We start from the raw sequence: 23,932 nt of genomic DNA, 5'->3' as shown, positions 1-23,932 counted from the left end.
CGATTACCGCTATGTTTACTGAGAATAAAATTACAGATATTTATTGTAGGACTGACACTTTGTACAAAGAATTTGCATCCGGTTAGAAAGATTCATCACTGAGGATACGGAAAGCAAGTATCGTAACAAGACTAACCATATGAATAATGTAGGAACACCGGTGCTCGTCCATCCCTCATCCAACTACTGAAGTTCCTGCGTTCATACATTATTGTCTGCAATATGTATGCAAGCACCTGACCTACTTGTTTCCCTGTCGGGTATCTTCGTATAATGCTTGCTATACTTAAGCCATCGGAATACATACCGTCATTTTTTATACCAATTTACAGCTTCTGGAAAAATCTTGTCTAGATCGATATCAACCACTATAAAATGGTTGTCCTTCGGTTTATAACCCGCATAGTAATAGTGCGTACCACGAAGAATATAACTTTCCCGAGAAGAGAAAAAATCCTCTTGATCTATCTCATCAGTAAATACCGATAAAGGAAGCACGTCATAAAACAAATCACCTTCAATCATGCGATATATTTTTTTCCCGTTTAAATCGAATAAAAAGAAACGTTTCGCAGCCAGATCAACAAATAGGTGCATATCCCGGAACAGACCCGCATACCTTATTAAATCTGTCGAATACTCATCAATATGCGGAGTATTTGGCATAGGTCTCATCATATTATCGCTATACAGACGATCCGTTACATCCGTCCACGCCAATCTTCCCTGGTAATTGAAGAAACTTAATTTATAGTTTTCCCAATCATACGTTTTGGTTGAATCCGTTGTTTTTTCACCTCTAATGACAAAGTAATTATCGTGCATCACACCTTCAAATATATCATTTGTCGCCAGCTTTACATGGCGCACTTCACCTTTGCCGTCCTTACTCATAATGATGAGTTCATGTGTCCGGTCGTGCACAAGGTACAGGCTATCGCCACGCAAACGAAACAATCCGCGTGTGGTGTAAGTATCAGATACCTTGCGTCGCCATTGCAGCGTAGTACCTTTAAAGCACGAAACACGAAGCGGGGAGCCACCAGCAAAATAAAATGTACCCTTGCCGTCAGTATCGAATCCGGAAAGAAACAATTTATGATTTACCGTGTAACGGCAGTCCACCGAATCAACGGAATCACTATACTTGAAGTCCCAGTAACTTATGACCGGATAACGCTCGTTTACGCGTTGGGCTGCTAACGGCTCAAACGCAAACAACAATAAAGATATAATCAAATAAAATACCTTTTTCATAAGAAATCATTTAATGTAAGTTGAATGTATCAAATTATTTATCTTTTCCTATAAACGACAGGACAACCTTTAGCCTTAAGCCAATATAGCTTTAAATCACCGGTTTCCCCCACACCGGTAGAGTGGGCATGATAAATTCTTTCTCCACCAACATAGAAAGCTGCATGGGAACCAGTCCAAACCAGTACGTCACCGGGTTTTGCCACAGATAAAATATTATCTTTGGTTGCAGCAATCTTATCAAATCCGTAAGGGACCAAGCTATCTTTTGTATTCCAACGTCCAGGCAATTGGAATGCAACCGAAATCAAACCGCTGCAATCCATACCATCCTTAGACATACCTCCCGGAAGATAGGGAGTTCCTTCATATTCTCTTGCCCGAAGTAAGGCTTGTTCTCCCAAAAGAGATCCACAACCACAACAGCCACAACATCCGCAACATCCGCAACTACCACATGAACCGCAACTACCACATGAACCAGAAATACTACCAGAACTACTGGAACCATATGTTGTTACACCGGGCAATGTCCATCCCCAGCCACACACATAAACTTCCGATTTTAAAGCACCGCTATCACTAAGTTTAAAAAATAACTCCTGTGACATGCAGTCATCAGGTCCTGTTCCAAAACCGCCTTCCCAACCGCTTCCACATCCACATCCGCATCCGCATCCGCAACCACAAGAACCATAACTATAGTTTTGTGCATCCGGAGAAAGTTGGCTGATTTCTTTCAACTTAGTTTTTTTACTCTGATTTTCATTTTTTGTTTCCATAAAACTCTTATTTTAAAATATTAGACAAAAAAGTTGTTATTTCTCTGATTTTATATAAACGATACCATTATAACACAAATATTCCAGTTCTGCCAACACCGAACGGTAACCACCTTCTTCATTGTTTCGGATATCCGAGGAGAGAGAAGTTCGCAATTCGGAAAGTAATTCACCAAAACTCATTTCTTTATCCAGCAAAGCCAGCATATTATACCCCCAATCACTTAACAACGCTTCCTTGTATCCCTCACCCAACAAACAAGGCGCACATACCACATCCGCACTTCTGCCACAACGTTCGCGGCTTACGCGTTCTTTTAGCAGATGTTTAGCCAAATCAAGCCAGCTATGGGGTATCTCAAACACAGACGCATAAGGATTCTTACCGATAATGCAAGCAGACTGCCGTTCACGATCAGCATTGATAAAACGGGGATAGGCAGAAAGCCGCTTCTCCCAATCGTAAAGCATAGTGTTAGGTAGCTCTTTCCACTCGGCAATGCGGTCACACAAATAATCCTGATATAATGCGATACATTTCTGTATTGTCATATCCGGAGGTGTCTGTTTGACATTACCTAAGCGCTTGTTGTTTTGTGGGAAAAGTTCCACGATGCGTTTATAATACTCAGGATAACGGTTGAGCAAAGTTTTGCCAAGCAGTTCGCAGATGCGCAGGTTACGTTTATGTCCACCCAACAGATGCAGAAACTTAACTTCCTCGAACCGATAGAAATCACAGAAACGGAAATAATCATAGCCATTATCCGGAACTACCATATCAAGGACACTCGTCACCTTTTTGCCACGCTCTTCGGCAAGTGCGGCAAAAAGAGTCTGCTCGAATAAAAGATTGTTGTTTACACTAAGATTACGGCTATGAAAATCAAGCAAGCCATTGTCGTCTATAAACTGAAAAGCAATCCGGCAATACTCCTGTATAAAATCAAGGTCGTTGCCACCCAGGAAACCGGCATTATAAGAGGGAATGACATCACGTTCTAAAACCTTATGCAAGAATTCCGGCATCCGGTAGTCCCTACGCAAGAGATCGTTCATCATATTCTTATAATATTGAGTGCCCATCTCTATATTTTGAGCGATTAATGCACCAGACTCTATGGAAGCGTCCAACCGACAAGGAAGATGTATATCACCGTCCACATGGATAAAAGGTTCTTTCTGTAAAGAATAAGTAAAAATCTTGGGATAAGCCCAATGAATGTCGGGACATGACAAATCGTCATACTGAACCACCACATCCGTATAAGGTAGTTTCAGCAACTCAATAAAGACTTTATAACCATTACTGTCTGTATAAAAGACCACGTTATTATAGTTTTCACGCAGACTCAGACAACTTAGCGCCCATGACATCAAGTGATACTGCGGATGAGGCCACCCAAATCCATTCTCCAAAAGTGAATTATTCGCCGTCCAAAAAGTCTGTACAATTCTCATAGTAATTAAATTAATGCGAGTTCGAAATAATTTTATAAATAGTTAGCTGAATATTAAGAACATAGCGATAAATGTATTAAATATATAACGACTACCGACTTGTTCGCAGAGGATAAAGTTACAGATATTTATTGCAGGACAGACAATTTTTGCAAAGAATTTACATCTCAATTAAAAAAAATTATAATTGGACATGAGAAAAGCAACTATATAAACAAACATAGCCATATAAATGATGCGAAAATAATGAGCATCCATATCCTGTTATACACTGGAGATTTCTGGATTCGGTTCAATGCCTAACACTGAAATAAATCGTTGCATGAGAAAAATATTGTGGCATAGCACTTTCACCGAAGCCATTGATAAGACTGTTCCTTTCTCCAGTGCTTTGACTTTAGCCAGATTTACGGTGGTCATTGAAGCATTGATATGAAAATGAAGCTTATCAATATCCCGACTTTGGCAATTTGTCAATCCTGTGAATTGCTTACTATCCTTAAAACAAAATTCGACTTGAAAGCGTGTTTTATAAAAATCCAGAACATCTATCGCCTTCATTTGAGTATCAGTTGCGAAATATAGTTTACGTACTTTCTTATCCTCACTTCCCCAAATGCACAACAGTATATCTCTACTCAATGAACGTGAATGAACTACTGCTGAAAGAATACGTCCTTGCCCATTCTCCAAATTGATTATTTCAAATCTGTCCTCTTCCAAATGTTTCATCTCGATTTTACCATCATATAATTTAGGGCACCCTTTTTTACCTTTAGGCTGCTCTGTGGTGAGATACTGGGAATAGGCATCATCTCTAAATCGACTGATTACATGAAATCCCATTTCAAGTGCGCCATTCACAAAAGTGGATTTGGAGAAGTAGGCATCCGCAAACACATAGTTTGTCAGTCGCTGAAGTATTTCTTTGCGTGTACGTAGCACATGTAAATACCAATCTATTAATGCGTATTTAACTTGCTCCAGTGTTTTCGTCGGTGGTGTTTGAACAGCCTCCAAATGGAAGCAGGTATGAAGGTCCATATCAATGAGTATTAGTTCTAAATATTGGTCAAGTTCGTTCTGATTCATTTTTTTCAGGATGTAGGAACCCTTAATATAATGAATCGGTAGGACTTGACCTACTTTTTATTTGTTAATTCAAAACTTAACGAACTATTGTTATATATAAACTGTATATGAAAGAACTGGCAACCTGTTTTCACTATATAGAAAATAACATTCCATATTTCACGTAAACACGGCTTTTTCATTTAAGTTTTGATTTAGGGGTACAATCCCCCTACCCATGCCAGTGCGGCATGGGCGGGTATCCCGTTGTTGGTAATCAATGCGTTACGAATATGTCAAATCTGAATTTTTCTCATTTTTGAGCCAAAAAATGCAACACGTTAGTGAAGCTTACCGATAGTTCCCTTATTATCTCAGCTGTACCCTTTTGCTTATCTGATATTTTTTTCCTTCTGTTCTTCCAAACGGCAATCAATGCCAACACCATCCTTTGAATTGTGTCCAGATTCCTGGCCGCCCGTTCAGCCTTACGCTTTATGCTGTCCTGCCGGAGATTGCGGTCAAGATCCCAGTGCATGCTTTCAATAGCCCAATGCTGTTTGGTTATCTGACTAAGCCGCTCTGCACTGCTATCCAGGCTTGAAATGTAGAGTCGCTGTTCAGATGTACTCCTGCCATCGGACTTTTTTTCGGTAGATGTGACTATTTCTATAACTGTCAAATTGCCATTCCATTTTTCCCTGTCCACAATAAGTTCTTCCCCACGGTATATACGGCATATCCTTGACTCAATCCTGCCGTGTTCCAAGTATGGACCTTCCTTGTAGACATCAGTCGGGGTGGCGGTCTTTATAGAATCTTCAAGTCCATAGCGCAAAGATCTTTGATTCGCCTTGAGTTCGATCACGAAGTCTGCTCCTTTATCTCTAATCTTGTCTATTATTACCTTTTGGAATGACATGGCGTCTGCTGTGACTACACATCCTGACACGTCTAGTTTGTCCAATAACCGGGGCACGGATTTGATTTCATTACTTTTCTCCTTGCAAATATCAGTAGCCAAAGTAAGGCCCGAACCAAGTGAGTAGGCAGAGACGATATCAGGGTTACGTCCGTTGTCGTACAAGGTACCCCGCATGGCCTTGCCATCAATACAAATGATATCAGTTGCCGTAGTGGATATTTCCTTGCGGAAAACATCTGCAAAAGCAGACATGCGCTCAGCCATCTTTTCATCGTCTATGCTTTGAAACACACGGCAAAGCGTAGCTGCTGAGGGTAGCCCATACGGGAATAGCCCTTTCCCCTGCAGGCGTTTTAAGTGATGTTTGCCAAATTGAAGTATTTCAGCCCTGGTAATACACTTGCTGAGTCTCCCCAATATGACAAGCATGAGTATGTCTTCAAGTTTGTGCTTGAAGTTTCCCCTGCTTGTTCTGCGGTATTCAGGGACTGAGGATACAAATTTTCTCAAATGAGTCAGGATGCTGCCACGAAGACAGTCAAGGTGTTTCTTCTTTAGTAGTATTATGCGTAAAAAGTTGTATATCAGGGAAATAAATCGTATTTTTGCTGTCGCAAAAACAAAGGCGGAAGACAATAGAAACATCATACCACTATTGAATTCCGCCTATAAAAAAATAAAAATGAACGATAAGAAGAAACACCTAAGGCGGTGCTTCAGCATCGCTGCGCACGAATATAAGGATTTTTATTACAACAACAAGCGATGAACAATATTTCTTAAATGAAAAAGCCGTGTCACGTAAATCATATTTTCGTTTCCTTTCTTGCAAGTTCAATATATTCTTGATAACTTGCCAATGTATTTCTTCTAGATCCGTTGAATACATTATTATTTTAAGCTTGGTAACTCAAAATAATCATTTCTTTCAGAATAGAAAAACACTCTTTTTAGTTTAAACTTGATTTTTAAACAAGGACTAATTCTAATAATATGAAATTACATCTATTTGAGATATTATGTATCACATTTTTTCTTTCCTCATGTTATTCATCTAAGAAAGAACAAGATTTGAGTGAAAAAACAATTAAGATAGAGGTTGCTAAATCATCAAAATTACACTTTTCCAAAAATCTTTGAACAGGTAGAATACATACCTCTGGAAACGACAGATTCCTCATTAGTTGGAATAGTGGAACGTTTGTGAATATTTGATAATAAGGTTTGTTTGTTAAGTGATAAATCACTTACTTATTCAATATGCAGAATGGTCATACTGAACTTCAGTTATCCAAATTAGGAAATGGTCCGGAAGATTACCAATCGTTATATGACACCTACATAGACCAAAAGACGGGAGTTATTGAATTATTGGATATGAATGGAAAGAAAATTAAGAAATATGACCTGAATGGCCAATATAAAAGTTCATTATCCTTGCCATTCATGTCTTTCTCATTTACCCAAAGAGGTGAATCAGACTACTGGTTTTATAATAATAATTTAGTCTCTGACAAAACAACATCTAAAGTTATACATTTCGATGCAACAAAGGGAGAGATCATAAACGAACATTTTCCTATCGATTCAGATCTTTCTAATTTCTTCTTTGTCGTTGAAGGTAATAATTTTGTCAATAGAGAAGAAGGAGTCTTTTTCTTCTCATGTACTTCTCAGAATATTTATTTTACAAACAATAAATTATCTACACAAAACACCTATATACTTGACTTTGGTAAACATGCTGTTCCTGAAGAGTTTTATAAGCATAAGTTGTCTGACATAATGGAATTCTCCATAGAAGCTAATAAGCGGGAATATATTTATTTTGTTAATAACTTCTCATTGAATAAAGAGCATATCTTGTTATCTTTCTTTTTAGATAAAAAATGCTTTTGGAGTATTCATGCCATACCAAACGATGTTAATCATATAGGCAATATTTTAGAAGATGATATCAATTCTTTATCTCAGATTAATGTTGATAATTTGAATACACTTTTCGCTATGGACGAAGCTGCTCTTTATTTTCTCATTTCACCAGAGCAATTTATTGAAATGTGTAAAGATAACAACGAGTTTTCTAAAATGTTGATTAATCATAATATTACAGAGGAGTCAAATCCATTACTGGTAAAGTGTACTTTCAAGAAAAAACGATAGAATCCCTCATAGTAGTGTGTGCCGTTCTACAATTAGTATCGACATTCCTATTGCATTATTAATCAGAATCATACTTGTTAGTATGTTATCTATTAATAGAAAAGTTATTCTTCTCCGTCAGAAAACTTTTTTTTCCCAAATAGAAAACTTATCTTTGCCTATTATCAATCTATAAACGAAAGTTTTGTTTGTACAAATGCAAGTTTCATTTATATAAACGCAAGTTGAGTTTATACAAACAAAACTTGCGTTTATAGTTTATATTTAATAGAGAAAAACTTTACTATTAAATGAGAGGAAGTTTGCTATTAGATAAGAGGAAGTTTTTCATTAATACAACAGGAAATATCTATTAATACTTTAAGAAAGAAAGAAAGAGTATGGCACGATACATTATGGAAGAGATGCCCGACATACACAAAAAGGGCAAAAAAGTGACCTATCCGAAGTTTGCACGGATCGAGAAAATGAGCACCAAAGAATTGGCAAAGAGAATTGAGGATGTGAGTGGATTCAGTGCAGGGGATATTGAAGGAATATTTCTTCAGGCATCTATAGAAATGGCATATCTAATGGCAAATGGATATTCTGTGAAAATAGATGGAATAGGAACATTCACTCCGTCCCTCGCTTTATGCGAAGGCAAAGAGAGAGAAGATGCAGAAGAGGGAGGTAAACATCGTAACGCGCAAAGTATTGTAGTGGGAAAGGTGAACTTCCGGGTAGATAGAACGATGATAAGAAACATCAATTCAAGATGTCATCTGGAGAGAGCACCATGGAAAAGACAAAGTTCGTCACAAAAGTACACCACGGAACAACGACTAGCATTAGCCTTAAAATATCTCGACAATCATCCTTTCCTAACAGTTCGGGAATACCGAAGGATAACCGGTTTATTACAGACCGCAGCTACCAATGAATTGAGACAATGGGCACATCAACCGGAATCCGGAATAGGAATTGACGGGATAGGATCGCACAGAGTTTATATAAAAAGGAATCAACAAGATAGTGGTGATAGGTGATAGAGGAAGTGATAGATTACTTTACAACCTATCACCTCTTGTAAACCCGATGAATAAAGGGATGCAGAAGTATGGTGATAGGTTGATAGAGAAAAACGTCTTTTTTCTATTGTATGCATACAAATAATTAAAATAAGATTAGAAAAATAGTATATACATTTGTAAACCAGACATATAAAACATTATGAAGAACAATGAAGAACAACACGCCGCATATTGGATTACTCATCTGAAAATGACACCTCATCCGGAAGGCGGTTACTACCGAGAGGTCTATCGGGCAGAGGAATGGACATCAATGGAAGGATGGGAAGCTAGGCGACGAGTCATGACAACTATTCATTATTTGTTAGAGAAAAATGATTTCTCAGCTTTTCATCGGATCAAGTCACCTGAGAGTTGGTTCTTTCATAAAGGTGCACCTTTATTGATATATTCCTTTGAGAAAGGGTTATTAGTGTGTCGGGAATTATCTGATCAGAACAGTGGAGTATTGCAAGTGACAATAGAACCGGGAGTTTGGTTTGCTGCCCGATTGAAAGAGCCAAGTACGTTTGCCTTGGTTAGTTGTGCCGTAGCACCGGGATTCGAATTTGAAGACTTTGAGTTGGCAAATAGAGACTTATTACTTTCCGAATATCCTGATTACAAAAAAGAAATAATGGAATTGACAAGAAAGTAATTTAAGCAGTATTATCTAAAAATAATATTGAGAGCCACTCTAACACCGTTTTCTGTAAAGTAACCATAAGCCTATACTCAATCCATAACCAGAAAAAAAAGCTCCTATTACCCTATTCTTTAGTGCTTCCGCACTATTATCAAAAATCAAGTAATATAGCAAAAAGAAAAGGATAGGAGTTAAAAACAAGCACACCTTGAAAACTGTATTTTTATTCATAATAACTAATATAACGTGAATTAGATATAAGCAAATAAATATTCATCTGATTATTAAGAACATAGTAATAAAAGTCTTAAATGTTATAGTGCGAAACCATAACATTTAAACAATTATCACTATGTTTACAGAGCCTAAAGTTATGGAAATTTATTGTATAGTAGATGATTTCTGCAAAAAAATTACATCCCATCAGGAAAAACACATGATTGGAGATAAGAAACGTACACATCGTTACAAGCCCAATCGTATGAGTGATAAAGAAGCATTCGGGAGCTAATCACTATACTCATAATAGTTCTTTATTTCTTCCGACAGACTGACATGTTTCTTTAATACTTTTCCCTGTCTCTCAATCCCTTTAAAAATCGCAGCTTTCACCATAGCCTCTTTCTTCAAGGAGAAAGGTTGTTCATAAATAGCAGAATGTATGCAAGGTTCCGAACCATCCGTAGTATAATGAATCTCTACCGGAACTTTCTCTGCGTCCAAAGTTACTTCAACTTCCTCGCTATCAGATATAATACGAGTAGTTAATTCCACATTATCAGATAACGTAAACGGACGTATCCCCCTTACTTTTAATTGAGGTATATGGGTATTGACACGACATTTAAAAGACTGCCAATCCCTGTTTTCCTGTGATGTCCACGCCACTTCCGCCACAGCTAGCAAGCGGGGAAATATCATATACTCCAGATGTTCTTCGTCCGGTATAAATTCTGCCCACGTAGATCCTTGTACTCCAATGATCTTATGAGCATTTTCCGGAAATATATAAATCATCGTATCCGAAGAAATCGGTTTCGACTGTACCAGTTCCTCATTGGCTGCTGATGTGACAGCATTTATCGGAACCGGATTGAAAGAATACATTTTCTTTATAGGAGAAAAGCCATACATAGCTTGTGGTTGAGTACGCGGTTCTGCCTGATACCAATCAAAATATAACACTTCTCCCGGAGTCATCACAGCTCGAAATCCTTTATTAGCTGCCATGATCGCTCCCCGTTGTCCACGATAAGACATCACAATGGAAGAAGAGTCCAAATCGTTCTTTAATATTTCATCCCAGCCAATCATCGTTCTGCCTTTCGAATTAAGAAAGGCTTCTGCCTTCTGAATGATATAACATTGAAGATCATCCAGACTCTTCATATTCATCTTTTTCATTAGAGCCTGGCATTTAGGACAGGTTTTCCATGTAGTCTTCCGCGCTTCATCTCCTCCAACATGGATATATTTAGAAGGAAACAACTCTATTATTTCAGAAAGTACATCTTCCATAAAAGTAAATGTCTTTTCATTCCCAATACAGAATTCGCCACTAGTATAAGGTTTCCCCATACAGCAAAGTTCCGGATACCCAACAAACACTTCATCGGAATGAGCAGGAAACTCTATCTCGGGAATTACATTGATATGCCTTTCTGCCGCATATTGCAAAATATCACGAATATCCTCTTTAGTATAATAACCACCATAAGCACCAAGAGTGTTTTCCGGCACAAACTCCCTGACATCTCCATCCCACCATTTCAACCAATCTTTTTCTGTACGATAGGATCCCATAGAAGTCAGTTTCGGATATTTATCTATTTGAATACGCCATCCGCCATTATCCGTCAGATGAAAATGAAACGTATTTATTTTATAGTAAGACATTTCATCCAGTAATTTAAGGACTTCCTCTTTGGAAAAGAAATGCCTTGAGACATCAAGATGCATTCCACGATATTGAAAACGCGGATAATCTTTGATCTCCATACAAGGTATCCCTTGGGAAGTCAGCAATTGATAGAGAGTCTTTTTACCATAATAGATTCCTGTGGAAGTAGTGGCTGACAATTCTATTCTTTCAGGAGTTACAGATAATAGGTATCCTTCATTTCCTATCTCCTTCAAAGCAGAGTCAATCGTACAATGAATATATGATTCGATCCCCTCTTTCGCCGCTTTCACACTGTCTACCTTAAAATAACCTTTACTCTGCTTTATACTTACCAGTTGGGGAATCAAGTTTACCTGTGCCCTCTCAGGGGCACAAGCAAACAATAATGACAAACTCAAGACAAATAGCACACAAAGCTTCTTACTTTCCAAACGGAATGACGATATTATATTCATAACCTTCACCTATTATTTATAAAACACTTCCGCATTACCTGAAATATGTAGCCGATCACCTTCTCCCAATATTTTCACTCCATTATAAGTGACATTATCAAAGGTGAGTCTGGATATCCAACTATTGTTGGTCACCACAGTAGACTTATATCTACCATCGGACTTATCTCTGATCGTAATATTCTGGAACAGTATATCTTCCATCGTACATCCATTCTTCTGTTGGGTTTGTTCCACACAAATAGGGCGACCTGTAGGTTGAATATCATCAATCAAGATATTGCGGAATGTAATGTTTCTCATCGGAGCAGCCCCACCGCCATGCTGTTCTTGCTGGACCACAGATAAAGCAGCCCTGAAGTCACCATCACCATTCGATTGTTCGAGTACGACACAATCTTCAATCAAACAGTTATTGATACCTCCTGTACCCCATGTCCAATCACCGCACTCCGGTCCCACAATAATGCCTCTGGCATAATCACACCAGATAATACATTTCTGTATCAAAATGTCTTTAGTATCTGTCTCCGGATCATTGTTAAAGCGGACCTTCAAGGTAATGCAGTCATCGTACGTACGTATGAACGAGTCTTTGACTGTAGCACCCACCACACTACAAAGATCAATTCCATCGCCATTGAGAATCCAGCAAATAAGATTGATATTATCAATCATCACATTATCTGTATTCCAAATAGCTACAGCCCAACTTGGCGAATCAATGATCGTAATGCCGGACAAAGTGAAGTTCTTCAGTCCTACCCCTTGCCCCTGTACGGACATCAAGATATCCCCATTGGCATAATCCTCCCCCCAGTGGCGATTCTTTTCGCCCGAAAGTATACCTCTACCCGTAATGGTTACGTTGTTACCTCTGACAAACAGTTTCTCGGTATAAAGAGTAGCACCTTCGTCTATATAAAGTGTCTCATTCTCAAGTAAAGTGATAGGTCCGGTATGATGTTCTCCTGGACCGTAATATTTTACGTTAGAGGCTGTAACATCCGGTTTGTTGGTATCGGGACGGTTAGGAAACAAGAACAAATTATGATATCTGTCTCCATCAAACTCAACAGAAACTTTTCTCGATTCCCAATCGGGCAACGTAAACTCGATGGTGTTCTTTGCACATTCTACGGGCTGAATGGCATACGAACTCGGACGTACCTGAAAGCTACTGAATTTACCGCCTGTACGTTTTTCTACTCGTATCTTCACCGGACCTTTAAACTCATCGATAAAATTGGCATAGCACATCGTATCACGAAGCATCTTGGAATTATCCCAGTCGTTCCAGATCTCAGCATGATGTCTCGGGCCGTCCGAACATAATGTATTACGTACGTCTACCGTTTTCCAACGTTTGTCCTGCAATACATACACATTATAATATTTGTTCTTATCCTTGAATGCGTCATCACCCGGCCACAGCCTGAAAAACTCTTCTTTCTGTTCAGTCCAAAGATCTGCATGATAAGCCGTATATCGGTATGCCAGCGTGTACAAACTTTCCGAAAGATATTTGGAGAAATCAACATTTAACTCCAGTGTCTGCCCCGCCTTGATTCCTTTAGAAACTTCAAGAGTACCTTCTAATGTGGTATCCTGCAATTTCAGTTTGTAAGTAAGTACCCAGCTCCCGTCCGTCTTCAACATCGGGAAAACGGCCTTTTTGATACCCGACTCTCCACTTTTTATAGTGATTTGCTTATCCTGTATAGTATTCAATGCCTCAACCTTCCCCGACGACAAATACAATGCGTCCGTCATACCCGGCAAAGAAAACGAGATCTGTTCGAACGTTTCCGGAGCATTTAGCAGATTCACAGTTATCATAGAGGTAAGTGGCTTCATGGCAAAACCGTTGGCAACCTGATTCAAAGGAATATGTTCCATCCATATCTGCGGAATATTTCCATTGATATCTTTCAATGATACATAATAGTCGGTAGAAGCACCACCGGACCCGACTTTTCCGAAGTTCAGGTTCTTATCACTTTCATAAGCAATTACGGTAGCCCTGTTACCCGCCTCAATCGGCATATCCTTCAAAGAAGCCTTATCGGGAGCCATCTCTAATCCGGTGCAGGAGTGATTATCAAAAATAAACATAGCATGAGCCCAGGAAGATAACTCTTGCGGAACATACCCCGTCTGTTCGTCAAACCGCGCATTTACTGTCATTGTATCATCCTCTTTACAGGAAGCTGAAGCAAATACCAGAAAAAGGAAATAAACTAATAAAATACTATTTTTCATCGTTCTACATTTTAAACAGGTTATCCTGACGGTGTTACTTCCAGCCATCATTCTGAGTCAGATTCTTATTATTAAAGAGTTCAAAATCCGCTATAGGATAATAATACATCTTATCCTCCCATATCCGGTCATGCACTAATGTGCGTTCTATATTCAATGTACCGTCACCTTTAGCCGTCAGAGTCAGACCATATACTTTTTGGGTGTCCTTCCCTATTTTCCATCGGCGAATATCCCAGAAACGGTGTCCTTCGAATGCCAGTTCCACACGACGTTCGTTTCTCAGACGTTTCTGGAACGATATATAATCCAAATTATCCGGCAATCCAGGCATTCCTACCCGATTTCTCACCTGATTGACAGCTTCTAACGGAGATAATTGATAATCCACCTCTCCCTGCTTTCCTTTATAAGTAGGATTTTTTTCTGCTTCCAAAAGTGCTTCTGCATAGTTCAATAAAACCTCTTCATACCGGAACAAAGGAACGATGTGTTGATAGCTGGTTGTACTTCCGGGTATCAAACTTGTTTCTTCTCTGAGCAACTTACGTAAATAATAAGAGGTAGGAGTAGCTCCTTCCATAGGCAAACCATTCTTTCCATTCAGAAACGTTTCTATGACTTCACCTTTGAAAGATACTCCGTTAGAAAGTAATGTCTTTTGAAACCTAGGATCACGTTTATCTACTTCAAGCGCAAATTTGCGATGATTCTCATTATTCCAGTCAAAAGGACTTCCGTCAATTAAGTCGAACGCTTCGGCTAAGTTTTGCGACGGACAAACTCCTGAATAACCTCCTTCAAATCCCATTGGGAAATTAGACCCTTCAAAACTGTTGCTGGGCGAATTCCACTTTCCAAAAATCAATCCTGCCGCTGCTGCATTATTCACTACGTCTTCGTTAATCAAATGATAGATATTGGCATCAATAATGTTCTTGGCGGCTTCTGCTGCTTTTAGCCATTTGGCTTTATCATCCGTCGGATTGTTCAAAGGACTGGCAGCGTAAAGTAGAATTCTGGCTTTCAAAGCCATAGCCATTCCTTTAGTGGTACGTGCTATTTCTCCTTTCGTTGTATTTTCATAGGTAACGGGAAGCAAAGGTATGACCTCATCGCACTGATTAACAATCCAACTGACTACCTGGTCAAAAGGAGATGGTTTCAAATCGTTCACCTCTTTAACGGACAAGGTGTGATCCACTACTATAATATTCCGATATCTTTTTAATAACTCAAAATGAAAGTAAGCGCGTAATGCTTTGATCTCCAAAGGATAGTTTTTGAGTTGTTCCATCTTCTCCTTATAGTTCTCTTGATAGATAGTTGCAGGAAAATCCGATGGACAGTTCTCTAGAAAGTAGTTAGCCGCACTGATTGCAGAATAATAGTGAGACCACTGATCGTCAATCAAGTTTATAGATGACCAACTACCGTCATAATATGTTTTCAAACTGTTTACTTCCCAAGCATAGACAGCATCGTCTGTGGCCGCATCTCTCATAGTGTTTCCCACGTCAGCCAACCCATCTTGAACATATCCATACACATTCGTCGCCACTTTTTTCACATCCCCGAAAGTTGAGAACTGATATTCTACTGTATGATACTGAGATTCATTCAGCTCAAGAAAGTCACTACAAGAAGTAGCGAGCCACAGGCAACCGGTTAAAATAAATATATATCTTTTCATAAGTAACTTATTTTATTTAAAACTGCACATTCACACCAAGCAGATAACTACGCATCGAAGGATAACCCATACTGATATATTCCGGGTCCATTACGCCGACATGGTCAATGGAAAACAGGTTCAGACCTTTAAAGAAGAATCTGCATTCACTCATTTTCATACCTTTGATAAACCGGGTTGGCATCTTATAATAAACTTCCAGTGTCCGCAATTTCAGGTAATCTCCTTTTTCGGTCCATAAAGAACTGCCACGATAGTTATTGTTGTTAGACAAGGTTGTCAAACGAGGATAACGACCTTCGGGAGTATATTCCGACCAATAATTTGTCAAGTAATGATTGGAAATATTTTTATCATTTCCATACAACGGATGATAAATACTACTCAGATTGGTAGTTACAGTAGAACGAGCCACCCCCTGGAAGTAAGCATTGAACCCAATATTCTTATAATTTGCTCCCAATGTAAATCCATAATAAATCTCAGGTAGCTGGTTTCTTAACTGATAACAATTGTCGTAGTCATCTATTTTCCCGTCACGGTTCAAATCTTTATACTTTACATCACCCGGCTTTAAATTGGCAATATAAGAAGAGGTCGGGATTCCGGATTTCAAGTTCCCGTTGGCATCAAAGTCACTCTTCTGGTAAAGCCCATCGGCAACCAGTCCGTAAAAACGCCCAATGGATTGTCCGGTCTGATTCATATAAGCATACGGATGATATTCTTCCTCCATATTGATGATTTCATTTTTCGCATAAGCAACATTACCCCGAATGGAATAACTCATATCACGTATTTGCTGTTTCCATCCCAGTGAGAATTCAGCACCATAATTCTTTACCTCACCGGTAAATACATCGGGCACTCCCACTCCAAGTACTGTAGATACTGAGCCACCCGAAGAAACGCGAATATTTTTTCGGCGATTATAAAAGCCATCCAACTCGACAGAAAGACCTTTCCAAAGTCCGAATTCCAGTCCGACATTCGCTTTGTATTCTTTCTCCGGCTCCACATTTACAGAAGGTAGTCCACCCTGAGCCATACCCGACTCTATAACAGTTCCTACAAAAATATATTGTTGTCCGCTACCATTAAACTGTTTGTCCATATCGTAGGAGAGACGGGCATCCATACCGACTATACCATACGAAGCACGTAGTTTGAGATAATCAATGGCTTTCAAATTACTCATAAACTTCTCATTCGAAAGTATCCATGCAGCAGAAACAGCCGGATAGAGTCTGTACTTATCACCCGCAGACAGTTTAGCACTACCTGAATAAGAAAGAACTCCATTCACGATGTAACGGTTGTCATAATTATATTCCATATTCAATATATAATCCCGATACATAAAAGTATTATTGGCTCCTCTGTATTTTGCCTTTCCCTGACTGTATATACCCGCTGCTTTCAGATAATGTTGGTTAAAACTTTTCACGTAATCAACCTTTCCCCAAATCGTAGTCCGCATCACCTGCCATGATAACGACCCATTATTAAAACTAAGTTCCGTATCATTACCATATCTTGAATAAAGAATGTCCGAAACATTGCCCGACTCATTAAAAATCTGAGTCGTATTGTAATAGGCGTAATCTTTCGATTTCGAGTCATTTATTTCAGCTCCATTATCATAAGCTATACGAAGTTGTGCCGACAGACCCTTTGCTATAACAGATAAATCCTGGTCAATGGTCAGATCTGCGAATAAAGTACGCTGTAACAAGACACCATATCCTCTTGCCGTTTTCTCTGCCAAAGGATTTCTATACTGCCAGTTCTGTGCCCATACTCCTTGAGGACTCTTTATAGGAAAAGCAGCTGACGGAGTATTATACATATATCCCAGATCAGTACCCGAAATCGGTTGCTGATACTGTTGCAAACGTCCCATTAAATTCATCCGGGCAACCGTAGTAGGAGTTATGTAAGTTTCCAGATTCGTCCGCAGTTTAAGAGCATACATCTCCACCTGAGTAGAATATCCGTCGTTCAGATTTGTATTATTCATAAGTCCGCGGTTACTTGTATAGTTTGCAAAAACATAGTAACGCATCCGTTGGCTATTACCGTCGAAGGACAAATTCAAATCATGATTGAAAGCGGCTTTTCTCAACAGTTCTTTTTTCCAGTTTACATTCGGAAGCAATCCTCCTCCATCTCCATTCATCATTGTGCGAATGTCATGCTGAGTATATCTGGGAGCCAGTCCGTCATTTTCCAATGCTTCATTCAGAGCATTCGCATAAGTAGGGGCATCTGCCATTTCGGGAATTCGGAACGGAGTCTGTACGCTAAAGTTATAATCAACTTGTGTCCGTAGTTTATAGTCTCCTCCGCGTTTTGTTGTAAAACAGATTACTCCATCAGCTCCCCTATTTCCATACAACGCCAATGAGGCAGCATCTTTCAGCACAGTCACACTCTCTATTTCATCGCGATGTATGTTTGAAATATCACGTTCGACTCCATCTACCAATACAATGACACTATTGCCTCCAAACGAGCCTCTACCACGAATATAGACAGATGGCGTGACATTCCAAGGTTGATTTTCTCTTTGCAGGACAGTTAAACCCGGAATCAATCCATACAGGGTATTCATTGCGTTGGACTGCCCGGATATTTGCATTTCCTCGGCAGTGACTCCACTAACTGCTAAAGCTGTATTCTCTTTGGTTATCTTTTCATCATATCCCACCTCCAGCAAACGAGCATTCCGGTCGAGACGAACATGTACGTCTTTATCTTTAACTGTTAGCTTACGAAGCATTTTATTAAACTGCGAGAAAGTAACTTCTGTCCCCGGCTCTGCCTGGAAATGAATGATACCTTTTTCGTCCGTAGTGAAAATTTCATTCTCGTTACCGGAAATCTTCATCACTACCCCTGATACGGGATTGTTCTGTTCATCCACCACATACACGTTCACAGGCAATAGCTGCGCTTTTAAAAAGCACGAGAAGCATATGAACATAATTAATATATTGAATCTTTTCATTGTAATCTCTGTTTTGATTTGACAAATATCTACCAACCCGGATTTTGAATAAGTCCATATCCTTTATTGATCTCACTCGTGGGGAATGCACTCAAGAACCACTTCGGACTGAATTTATGTTTCCAATAACGCATATCCTCCATAGTAGGATCTGAGAATGAAAGTTTCAGATTTCCTGCGTCTATAGAACCTCCTTCGGGCATAATAGTGATTCCATATAAATCTTTTTGGAAGATATCGCCTCTCTTCCAACGTGCTATATCAAACCATCGCACTTCTTCGAACGAAAATTCACGAGCACGCTCATCCAAAATTTCTTCACGTAACTCTGCATCTCCTATCAACGAACATTCGGAATAAGAAGGGATTGTCTTTCCACTCTGTAAACGATGTAATAAATCATCACTCATATCCGGAAGTCCTACCCGGTTTCTCACTTTGTTGAGGTATTTATAAGCCTCACCCTTGTTTCCCGTTTCATTCAACGCCTCAGCATACGCCAAATATACTTCGGCAAGTCTCATGTAAGCATAGTTGGCAGGTTTGTTATGGAAAGTAGCTTCGTTATAATCCCACAGAAACTTTCTGACGCAAAATCCTGTAATAGCCCGCGGATTATCCTGAGCGACTCTTTCACGTCCTCCAACCCACATTTCGGCCACGCGACCCTGAAACCTATCTCCGACAATCATAACAGATTCATATAACCGGGGATCACGATTCACAAATGGATTATTATCTAATGTACCTATCGATCCGTGTTCCTGTATCCATTGGGTATACGAAGCCTTCTCACCATTAGAGTATGGGAACATATCCACATAATTCAGTGTAACACATCCACCACCATAACCACGTCCCGCATTGCCATTGGTATCGGCTGAGGGACCAAAATACATTCTATGATAAAGTTCTCCGAATGTTCTCATGGTACGACAAGTTGCGATCAGGATTTCACCATTATAACGTTCAGCATAACATCTTGAGAAAGCATCACGATAGCCTTCCACGTCCTGACTAACCGGTTCTACCAAATGATAAAAATTACCATTCTTCTCATTCTCTTGAAAAAAATCCTCGCATGCTGTAACGACCTTCTGCCAGCGATTCTGGTCATAGTTACCATACCAAATCATTTTATCAATATTTTCGACTGGAATTTTATCTACATTAGCTACAGTAGGTTTTCCCATTTCCAAATAAGGTTTATTGGCATTAAACAGAGGACTGGCAGCCATTAACAATACCCTTATCTTCAATGCCATAGCGGATGCTTTCGTGAAACGTCCGTCATCTACCGGAGCAACAGTCCACGGAAGTTCGGAAGCAGCCTGATCGCATAAGGAAACGATAAAATCCACCGTCTTTTCAAAAGTCTGTCTTGAATAATCTGTTCCCATATCATTGCCTGCCTGAATGTCAGTATACAATAAAGGGATACCTCCGAAATGCCGCATCAGCTCATGGTACTGACAAGCTATGACCATCCGAGCTTCACCTTTACGAATCTTTTTCTCATCATCTGTCATATCAGGAACACGATCCACATTGTTGATATACAGAAAACCTTTACGTATCCCGGTCCACGAAGCGTCTTGTATAGGATTGAAACCGAACTTAGTGGCAAAAGAACCATTTTCAGTTTCGGCATTGTACTGACCGCCATAGTAAGTACCATATACACCACCCCAGTTACAACGTGTACTGATAATATCGGTCAGTGCATCCAGATTATCCCATCCCAATTTATTTCCGGGACTTTGATACTCGAAATATTGTCCGTTATTCTCATGAACTGTCAATCCGGTTCGCAATGTCGCATAAGCTGAAGTCAGTGCCCTGTCTGCATACATTTTCGATGAGAATATAGTGTCTATAGTTATATCTCCGCCGGGAGCTTTCTCCAGAAAGCCGTCTCCGAAAGCAATATCACCACAACTCCATGTGCCGAGGCATAAACTACCTAGTAGCAAATATGTAATTATAGAATTCTTCATATCATCCTTATTTAAAATGAAATATTAACTCCAAAGTTATAAATACGTATATTAGGATAAGCACTGTTTTCTCCGCTAGTCATGCCTTCCGGATCAATATCAATATCATTCAAATCAGAGAATAGAGTCAATAGATTATATCCGTTGCAGTATAATTTCACCGATTCAACTCCTATTTTCTTTAATAGATTACGATTTGTAAAAGTATAGGAGATCTCTGCCGTTTTTAAACGTAAATAGGAACCATTCATCAACCAAAGATCTGAATCATCCATATAATGAGATTTACTCTGGAAAGTCAGTCTGGGAAATCGCGCATTGTCTTCATTCCCCTCACGCCATCTCCCATCTGCCAAAAACTTAAGAAGCATACGGCTATTGGTGCTACCAAATGCATCCCTATATTCCTGATACAAAAGTCTTGATGCATTCAAGGCAGCGGTCCATTGCATGGAAAACTCGAAATTCTTCCATCTTAATCCTCCCAACAAACCAAATGTATAATCGGGACGGTCACTATAACCAAAATAAGTTTTATCATTACCATCTATTTTACCATCCTGGTTCAGGTCCCTAAATAAAGCATCCCCCGGACGAGGATTTCCTAAGGACATTTCAGGCAATATCTGCTTGCCTTTCGAATCTACCTTCAAGTTTCCCTGTTCATCGAAATCACTCTTTTGAAGGAAGCGGTCGAACAAATAACCAAAGTTCAATCCTGTACTGCGACCAGTTTGAGCCATATATGGTTCATTTGGAACAACCTCATCCATAAACATAATTTTATTCTTTGAATAAGATACATTTCCTCGTAACCAATAATCAACCTTTCCTACTCTGGAATCCCAACCGAGGGATAATTCATATCCATGATTATTCACTTTCCCCAAGTTAATAAGAGGTAACTGAATATCTGCTATTGATGGAAGTGTATTACGGGTAGACAAAATATCTTTTCGCTTCTCAAAAAAGATATCGGCAGTAAAACTCAACTGGGCATCAAACATCTTCACGTCTATTCCATAATTTTGCTTTCCTACTTTCTCCCAAGTTACCTCAGCATTACCTATCGTATTTTCTTTTGCGTCGGATAACAAGCTATAACTGCCTCCTTGACCGAACTGGTAACTTCCATTACCACCCCATACCTGATGATTTCCATTCCAAGAACCATTTAAGTAAAGGAAACGATGTCCACTATACTTATCATTACCTACAATACCGTAAGAAGCACGTAGTTTAAGAAAATCCAAAAATTCAAATTTCTTCATGAATTTCTCTTCGGAAAGTATCCATCCGACAGAAGCAGCCGGGAAAAATCCAAATCGTTTGCCGGGTGCAAAGTTCTCTGAACCATTATATCCGGCATTGAGATCAAGCATATAACGTTTCTTCCAATTGTAGGTAATGCGACCTACATAGCCTACATAAGCGGTCGGTATTTCGGTATATTCATCCGGATAATATGTTTTGGATTGATTGTATAGAAATAAAGCAGTCACTTCATGATTCCCAAAAGATCGATTATAATTCAAACTGGCTTCAGCATACCAGTTACGACCTCTTCCTGTATAATCTCCATAGCTTAATGGTTCTCTAAGTCCCATCACTCCATCTGTCTGATATACAATGGTATTATCAAAACGAGGATCTGAGATATCCATTCCCGGTTGCGTTTTAGTTCCTAAATAAATAGGAGTATATGCACTGTCGGTTACCGTTGGACCACGCTTCACTGTCATCGAATAATTCGTATTATAAGCTCCCTTCACCGAGAAACTCAGCCCTTTCGTTAACATATCTAACTGTTGATTCAAGGAAAGGTCCATATTGAGCACATTATCGTTAGTTGTTTGATATCCCCAATTGTAATAACAATCTAATCCACTAGTCAACTGTTCTAAAGGGATATATTTATTATTCTGATTCAGAATGAACTTTCCATCCACAAAACCGGGACTAGCAAATGGAGTACACCACATTATATTTCGCCAGATATCATATGTTTGCGGTTCTCTTTTGATCCCAACGCGTCCTCCGATGTTCATCCTTAGTAAAGTAGACTTTGTCAAATCAATATCTATGTTCGAACGATAATTGAAACGTTTGTATGAGTAGTTAGGGTCATAAACTTCATAGGTTCGCTTCATCATACCATCTTCTCCCAAATATCCCAATGAAACAAAGTATCTGAAACGATCGGCACCACCGGATAATGTAACATTATGTTGAGTCTGCCAAGCAAGATCCTTAAAAATGTATTTACCCCAATCTACATTAGGAAACATAATAGGATCTGCTTTGGTACGGAACATTTCCGTCACATACGGGGAAAACTTTAATTGATCATCTGAAATATTAGGATTGTCATTACGTTGCGCTTCAGTATACAAGTTTGCATAACTATAACTGTCTACCCCTTTCAAATTTCTTAAAGCCTGTGTCAAACCGAAAGAAGAGCTTAACGAAATCTTTGGTTTGCCTGCCACACCACGCCTGGTAGTTACAAGAATGACTCCATTTGCGCCACGTACACCAAATACAGCCGTAGAAGCCGCATCTTTTAAAACGGTGATACTTTCTATTTCATTAGGGTCCATCTGGAAAAAAGAACGTTCTACTCCATCCACCAATATCAGTGGTTTTGAGGCACTGGCTGTTAATGATCCGGTTCCACGAACATATATATTCGGATCTTCCGCACCGGGTTGCCCGGATGTTTGCACGCTGGAGACACCTGTGATAGCACCCGCTAAAGCGTTAGCCACACTTCCACTGGGCGATTTTAATAGGTCTTTGGTATTAATAGAAGATATAGCTCCGGTAACAGACATCTTACTTTGCTTGCCATACGCCACCACTTGCACTTCTTCAAGATTCTCCGTATTTTCCACCAAACGAATCACAATATCCCCGTTCTTGCGAGGAGTTATTTCTTTCTTTACATATCCGATAAAAGATATCTCAAAAACAACAGGATTGATTTCATCAGATAGACTTAACAGAAATTCACCGTTTACATCAGTAACGGTCCCAATAGTCGTTCCCTTTACAAGGATACTTGCCCCTATTAATGGTTCGGAAGTCTTATCATCTAATATTTTTCCTTTATATACGATAGCTTTATCCACCTTCAACACTATTTCAGAGCTTATTTCTGTGGATTCCTTATCAAATCCTCTTTCGGAAACAGCCATTAAAGTTGAAGGTAATAACAGAGACGCAATAATCAAGTATATATATTTTTTCATAATA

15 protein-coding genes and 1 pseudogene are annotated in these 23,932 nt (G+C 39.2%); 5 read left to right on the top strand and 11 right to left on the bottom strand.

The features are described 5' to 3' along the window. Window positions 1–309: 309 nt before the first annotated feature. The 5 genes from CZ225_RS06695 to CZ225_RS06675 form a co-directional block, all read right to left on the bottom strand. Window positions 310–1,257 (bottom strand): hypothetical protein, encoded by a 948-nt coding sequence (locus CZ225_RS06695; protein ID WP_077153468.1) that lies wholly within the window; start codon window positions 1,255–1,257, stop codon window positions 310–312. A 38-nt stretch (window positions 1,258–1,295) separates the two neighbouring features. Next, window positions 1,296–2,039, bottom strand: a complete 744-nt coding sequence (locus CZ225_RS06690; RefSeq protein WP_077153467.1) for a C40 family peptidase — start codon at window positions 2,037–2,039, stop codon at window positions 1,296–1,298. 36 nt (window positions 2,040–2,075) lie between these two features. Continuing rightward, window positions 2,076–3,500, bottom strand: coding sequence for a DUF6734 family protein (locus CZ225_RS06685; protein WP_077153466.1), 1,425 nt, complete (start codon window positions 3,498–3,500; stop codon window positions 2,076–2,078). A gap of 264 nt (window positions 3,501–3,764) precedes the next feature. Then, window positions 3,765–4,592: a transposase gene (locus CZ225_RS24255; protein WP_234983011.1), complete on the bottom strand. Its 828-nt coding sequence runs from the start codon at window positions 4,590–4,592 to the stop codon at window positions 3,765–3,767. 292 nt (window positions 4,593–4,884) lie between these two features. Further along, window positions 4,885–6,144, bottom strand: coding sequence for an ISAs1 family transposase (locus tag CZ225_RS06675; protein ID WP_234982984.1), 1,260 nt, complete (start codon window positions 6,142–6,144; stop codon window positions 4,885–4,887). A 451-nt stretch (window positions 6,145–6,595) separates the two neighbouring features. On the opposite strand from CZ225_RS06675, the gene CZ225_RS24860 reads away from it, so the two are divergent. From CZ225_RS24860 to CZ225_RS23645, 5 genes and pseudogenes are all read left to right on the top strand, one after another. Next, window positions 6,596–6,703 (top strand): 6-bladed beta-propeller, encoded by a 108-nt coding sequence (locus CZ225_RS24860; RefSeq protein WP_394334018.1) that lies wholly within the window; start codon window positions 6,596–6,598, stop codon window positions 6,701–6,703. A 53-nt stretch (window positions 6,704–6,756) separates the two neighbouring features. Next, complete coding sequence (locus tag CZ225_RS06665) at window positions 6,757–7,659, top strand: 6-bladed beta-propeller (protein ID WP_077153464.1); 903 nt, start codon at window positions 6,757–6,759, stop codon at window positions 7,657–7,659. A gap of 380 nt (window positions 7,660–8,039) precedes the next feature. Beyond that, window positions 8,040–8,687, top strand: a complete 648-nt coding sequence (locus CZ225_RS06660; RefSeq protein ID WP_077153463.1) for an HU family DNA-binding protein — start codon at window positions 8,040–8,042, stop codon at window positions 8,685–8,687. Between the two features lie 184 nt (window positions 8,688–8,871). Continuing rightward, window positions 8,872–9,369 (top strand): cupin domain-containing protein, encoded by a 498-nt coding sequence (locus tag CZ225_RS06655; protein WP_077153462.1) that lies wholly within the window; start codon window positions 8,872–8,874, stop codon window positions 9,367–9,369. A gap of 340 nt (window positions 9,370–9,709) precedes the next feature. Continuing rightward, window positions 9,710–9,853, top strand: a pseudogene (locus CZ225_RS23645) (IS982 family transposase); the annotation flags it as partial. 11 nt (window positions 9,854–9,864) lie between these two features. Here CZ225_RS23645 and CZ225_RS06650 read toward each other — a convergent pair. Genes CZ225_RS06650 through CZ225_RS06625 form a run of 6 tightly spaced genes read right to left on the bottom strand, consistent with a single transcriptional unit; the run spans window position 9,865 to window position 23,928 of the window. Then, window positions 9,865–11,715: a beta-N-acetylhexosaminidase gene (locus CZ225_RS06650; protein WP_077153461.1), complete on the bottom strand. Its 1,851-nt coding sequence runs from the start codon at window positions 11,713–11,715 to the stop codon at window positions 9,865–9,867. 12 nt (window positions 11,716–11,727) lie between these two features. Next, on the bottom strand, window positions 11,728–13,977 hold the full coding sequence (locus CZ225_RS06645) for a glycosyl hydrolase family 28 protein (RefSeq protein ID WP_077153460.1): 2,250 nt from the start codon (window positions 13,975–13,977) through the stop codon (window positions 11,728–11,730). Window positions 13,978–14,011: 34 nt separating this feature from the next. After that, window positions 14,012–15,670: a RagB/SusD family nutrient uptake outer membrane protein gene (locus tag CZ225_RS06640; protein WP_077153459.1), complete on the bottom strand. Its 1,659-nt coding sequence runs from the start codon at window positions 15,668–15,670 to the stop codon at window positions 14,012–14,014. A 16-nt stretch (window positions 15,671–15,686) separates the two neighbouring features. Then, window positions 15,687–18,680: a SusC/RagA family TonB-linked outer membrane protein gene (locus tag CZ225_RS06635; RefSeq protein ID WP_083714600.1), complete on the bottom strand. Its 2,994-nt coding sequence runs from the start codon at window positions 18,678–18,680 to the stop codon at window positions 15,687–15,689. A 29-nt stretch (window positions 18,681–18,709) separates the two neighbouring features. Beyond that, entirely contained in the window at window positions 18,710–20,677 is a 1,968-nt protein-coding gene (locus CZ225_RS06630; RefSeq protein ID WP_077153457.1) for a RagB/SusD family nutrient uptake outer membrane protein, read from the bottom strand. An 11-nt stretch (window positions 20,678–20,688) separates the two neighbouring features. Further along, window positions 20,689–23,928 (bottom strand): SusC/RagA family TonB-linked outer membrane protein, encoded by a 3,240-nt coding sequence (locus tag CZ225_RS06625; RefSeq protein WP_083714598.1) that lies wholly within the window; start codon window positions 23,926–23,928, stop codon window positions 20,689–20,691. Window positions 23,929–23,932: the final 4 nt, after the last annotated feature.

It is taken from the genome of Bacteroides bouchesdurhonensis, assembly GCF_900155865.1.
GTDB classification, from domain to species: Bacteria; Bacteroidota; Bacteroidia; order Bacteroidales; family Bacteroidaceae; genus Bacteroides; species Bacteroides bouchesdurhonensis.
The sequence above is the reverse complement of the archived record's forward strand: the minus strand, read 5'-3'. Positions and strand labels throughout refer to the sequence as shown.

Coding starts and splice junctions, on each gene's coding strand:
- CZ225_RS06695 (WP_077153468.1), bottom strand. CDS start 1,257: ATGAAAAAGGTATTTTATTTGATTATATCTTTATTGTTGTTTGCGTTT.
- CZ225_RS06690 (WP_077153467.1), bottom strand. CDS start 2,039: ATGGAAACAAAAAATGAAAATCAGAGTAAAAAAACTAAGTTGAAAGAA.
- CZ225_RS06685 (WP_077153466.1), bottom strand. CDS start 3,500: ATGAGAATTGTACAGACTTTTTGGACGGCGAATAATTCACTTTTGGAG.
- CZ225_RS24255 (WP_234983011.1), bottom strand. CDS start 4,592: ATGAATCAGAACGAACTTGACCAATATTTAGAACTAATACTCATTGAT.
- CZ225_RS06675 (WP_234982984.1), bottom strand. CDS start 6,144: ATGATGTTTCTATTGTCTTCCGCCTTTGTTTTTGCGACAGCAAAAATA.
- CZ225_RS06665 (WP_077153464.1), top strand. CDS start 6,757: ATGCAGAATGGTCATACTGAACTTCAGTTATCCAAATTAGGAAATGGT.
- CZ225_RS06660 (WP_077153463.1), top strand. CDS start 8,040: ATGGCACGATACATTATGGAAGAGATGCCCGACATACACAAAAAGGGC.
- CZ225_RS06655 (WP_077153462.1), top strand. CDS start 8,872: ATGAAGAACAATGAAGAACAACACGCCGCATATTGGATTACTCATCTG.
- CZ225_RS06650 (WP_077153461.1), bottom strand. CDS start 11,715: ATGAATATAATATCGTCATTCCGTTTGGAAAGTAAGAAGCTTTGTGTG.
- CZ225_RS06645 (WP_077153460.1), bottom strand. CDS start 13,977: ATGAAAAATAGTATTTTATTAGTTTATTTCCTTTTTCTGGTATTTGCT.
- CZ225_RS06640 (WP_077153459.1), bottom strand. CDS start 15,670: ATGAAAAGATATATATTTATTTTAACCGGTTGCCTGTGGCTCGCTACT.
- CZ225_RS06635 (WP_083714600.1), bottom strand. CDS start 18,680: ATGAAAAGATTCAATATATTAATTATGTTCATATGCTTCTCGTGCTTT.
- CZ225_RS06630 (WP_077153457.1), bottom strand. CDS start 20,677: ATGAAGAATTCTATAATTACATATTTGCTACTAGGTAGTTTATGCCTC.
- CZ225_RS06625 (WP_083714598.1), bottom strand. CDS start 23,928: ATGAAAAAATATATATACTTGATTATTGCGTCTCTGTTATTACCTTCA.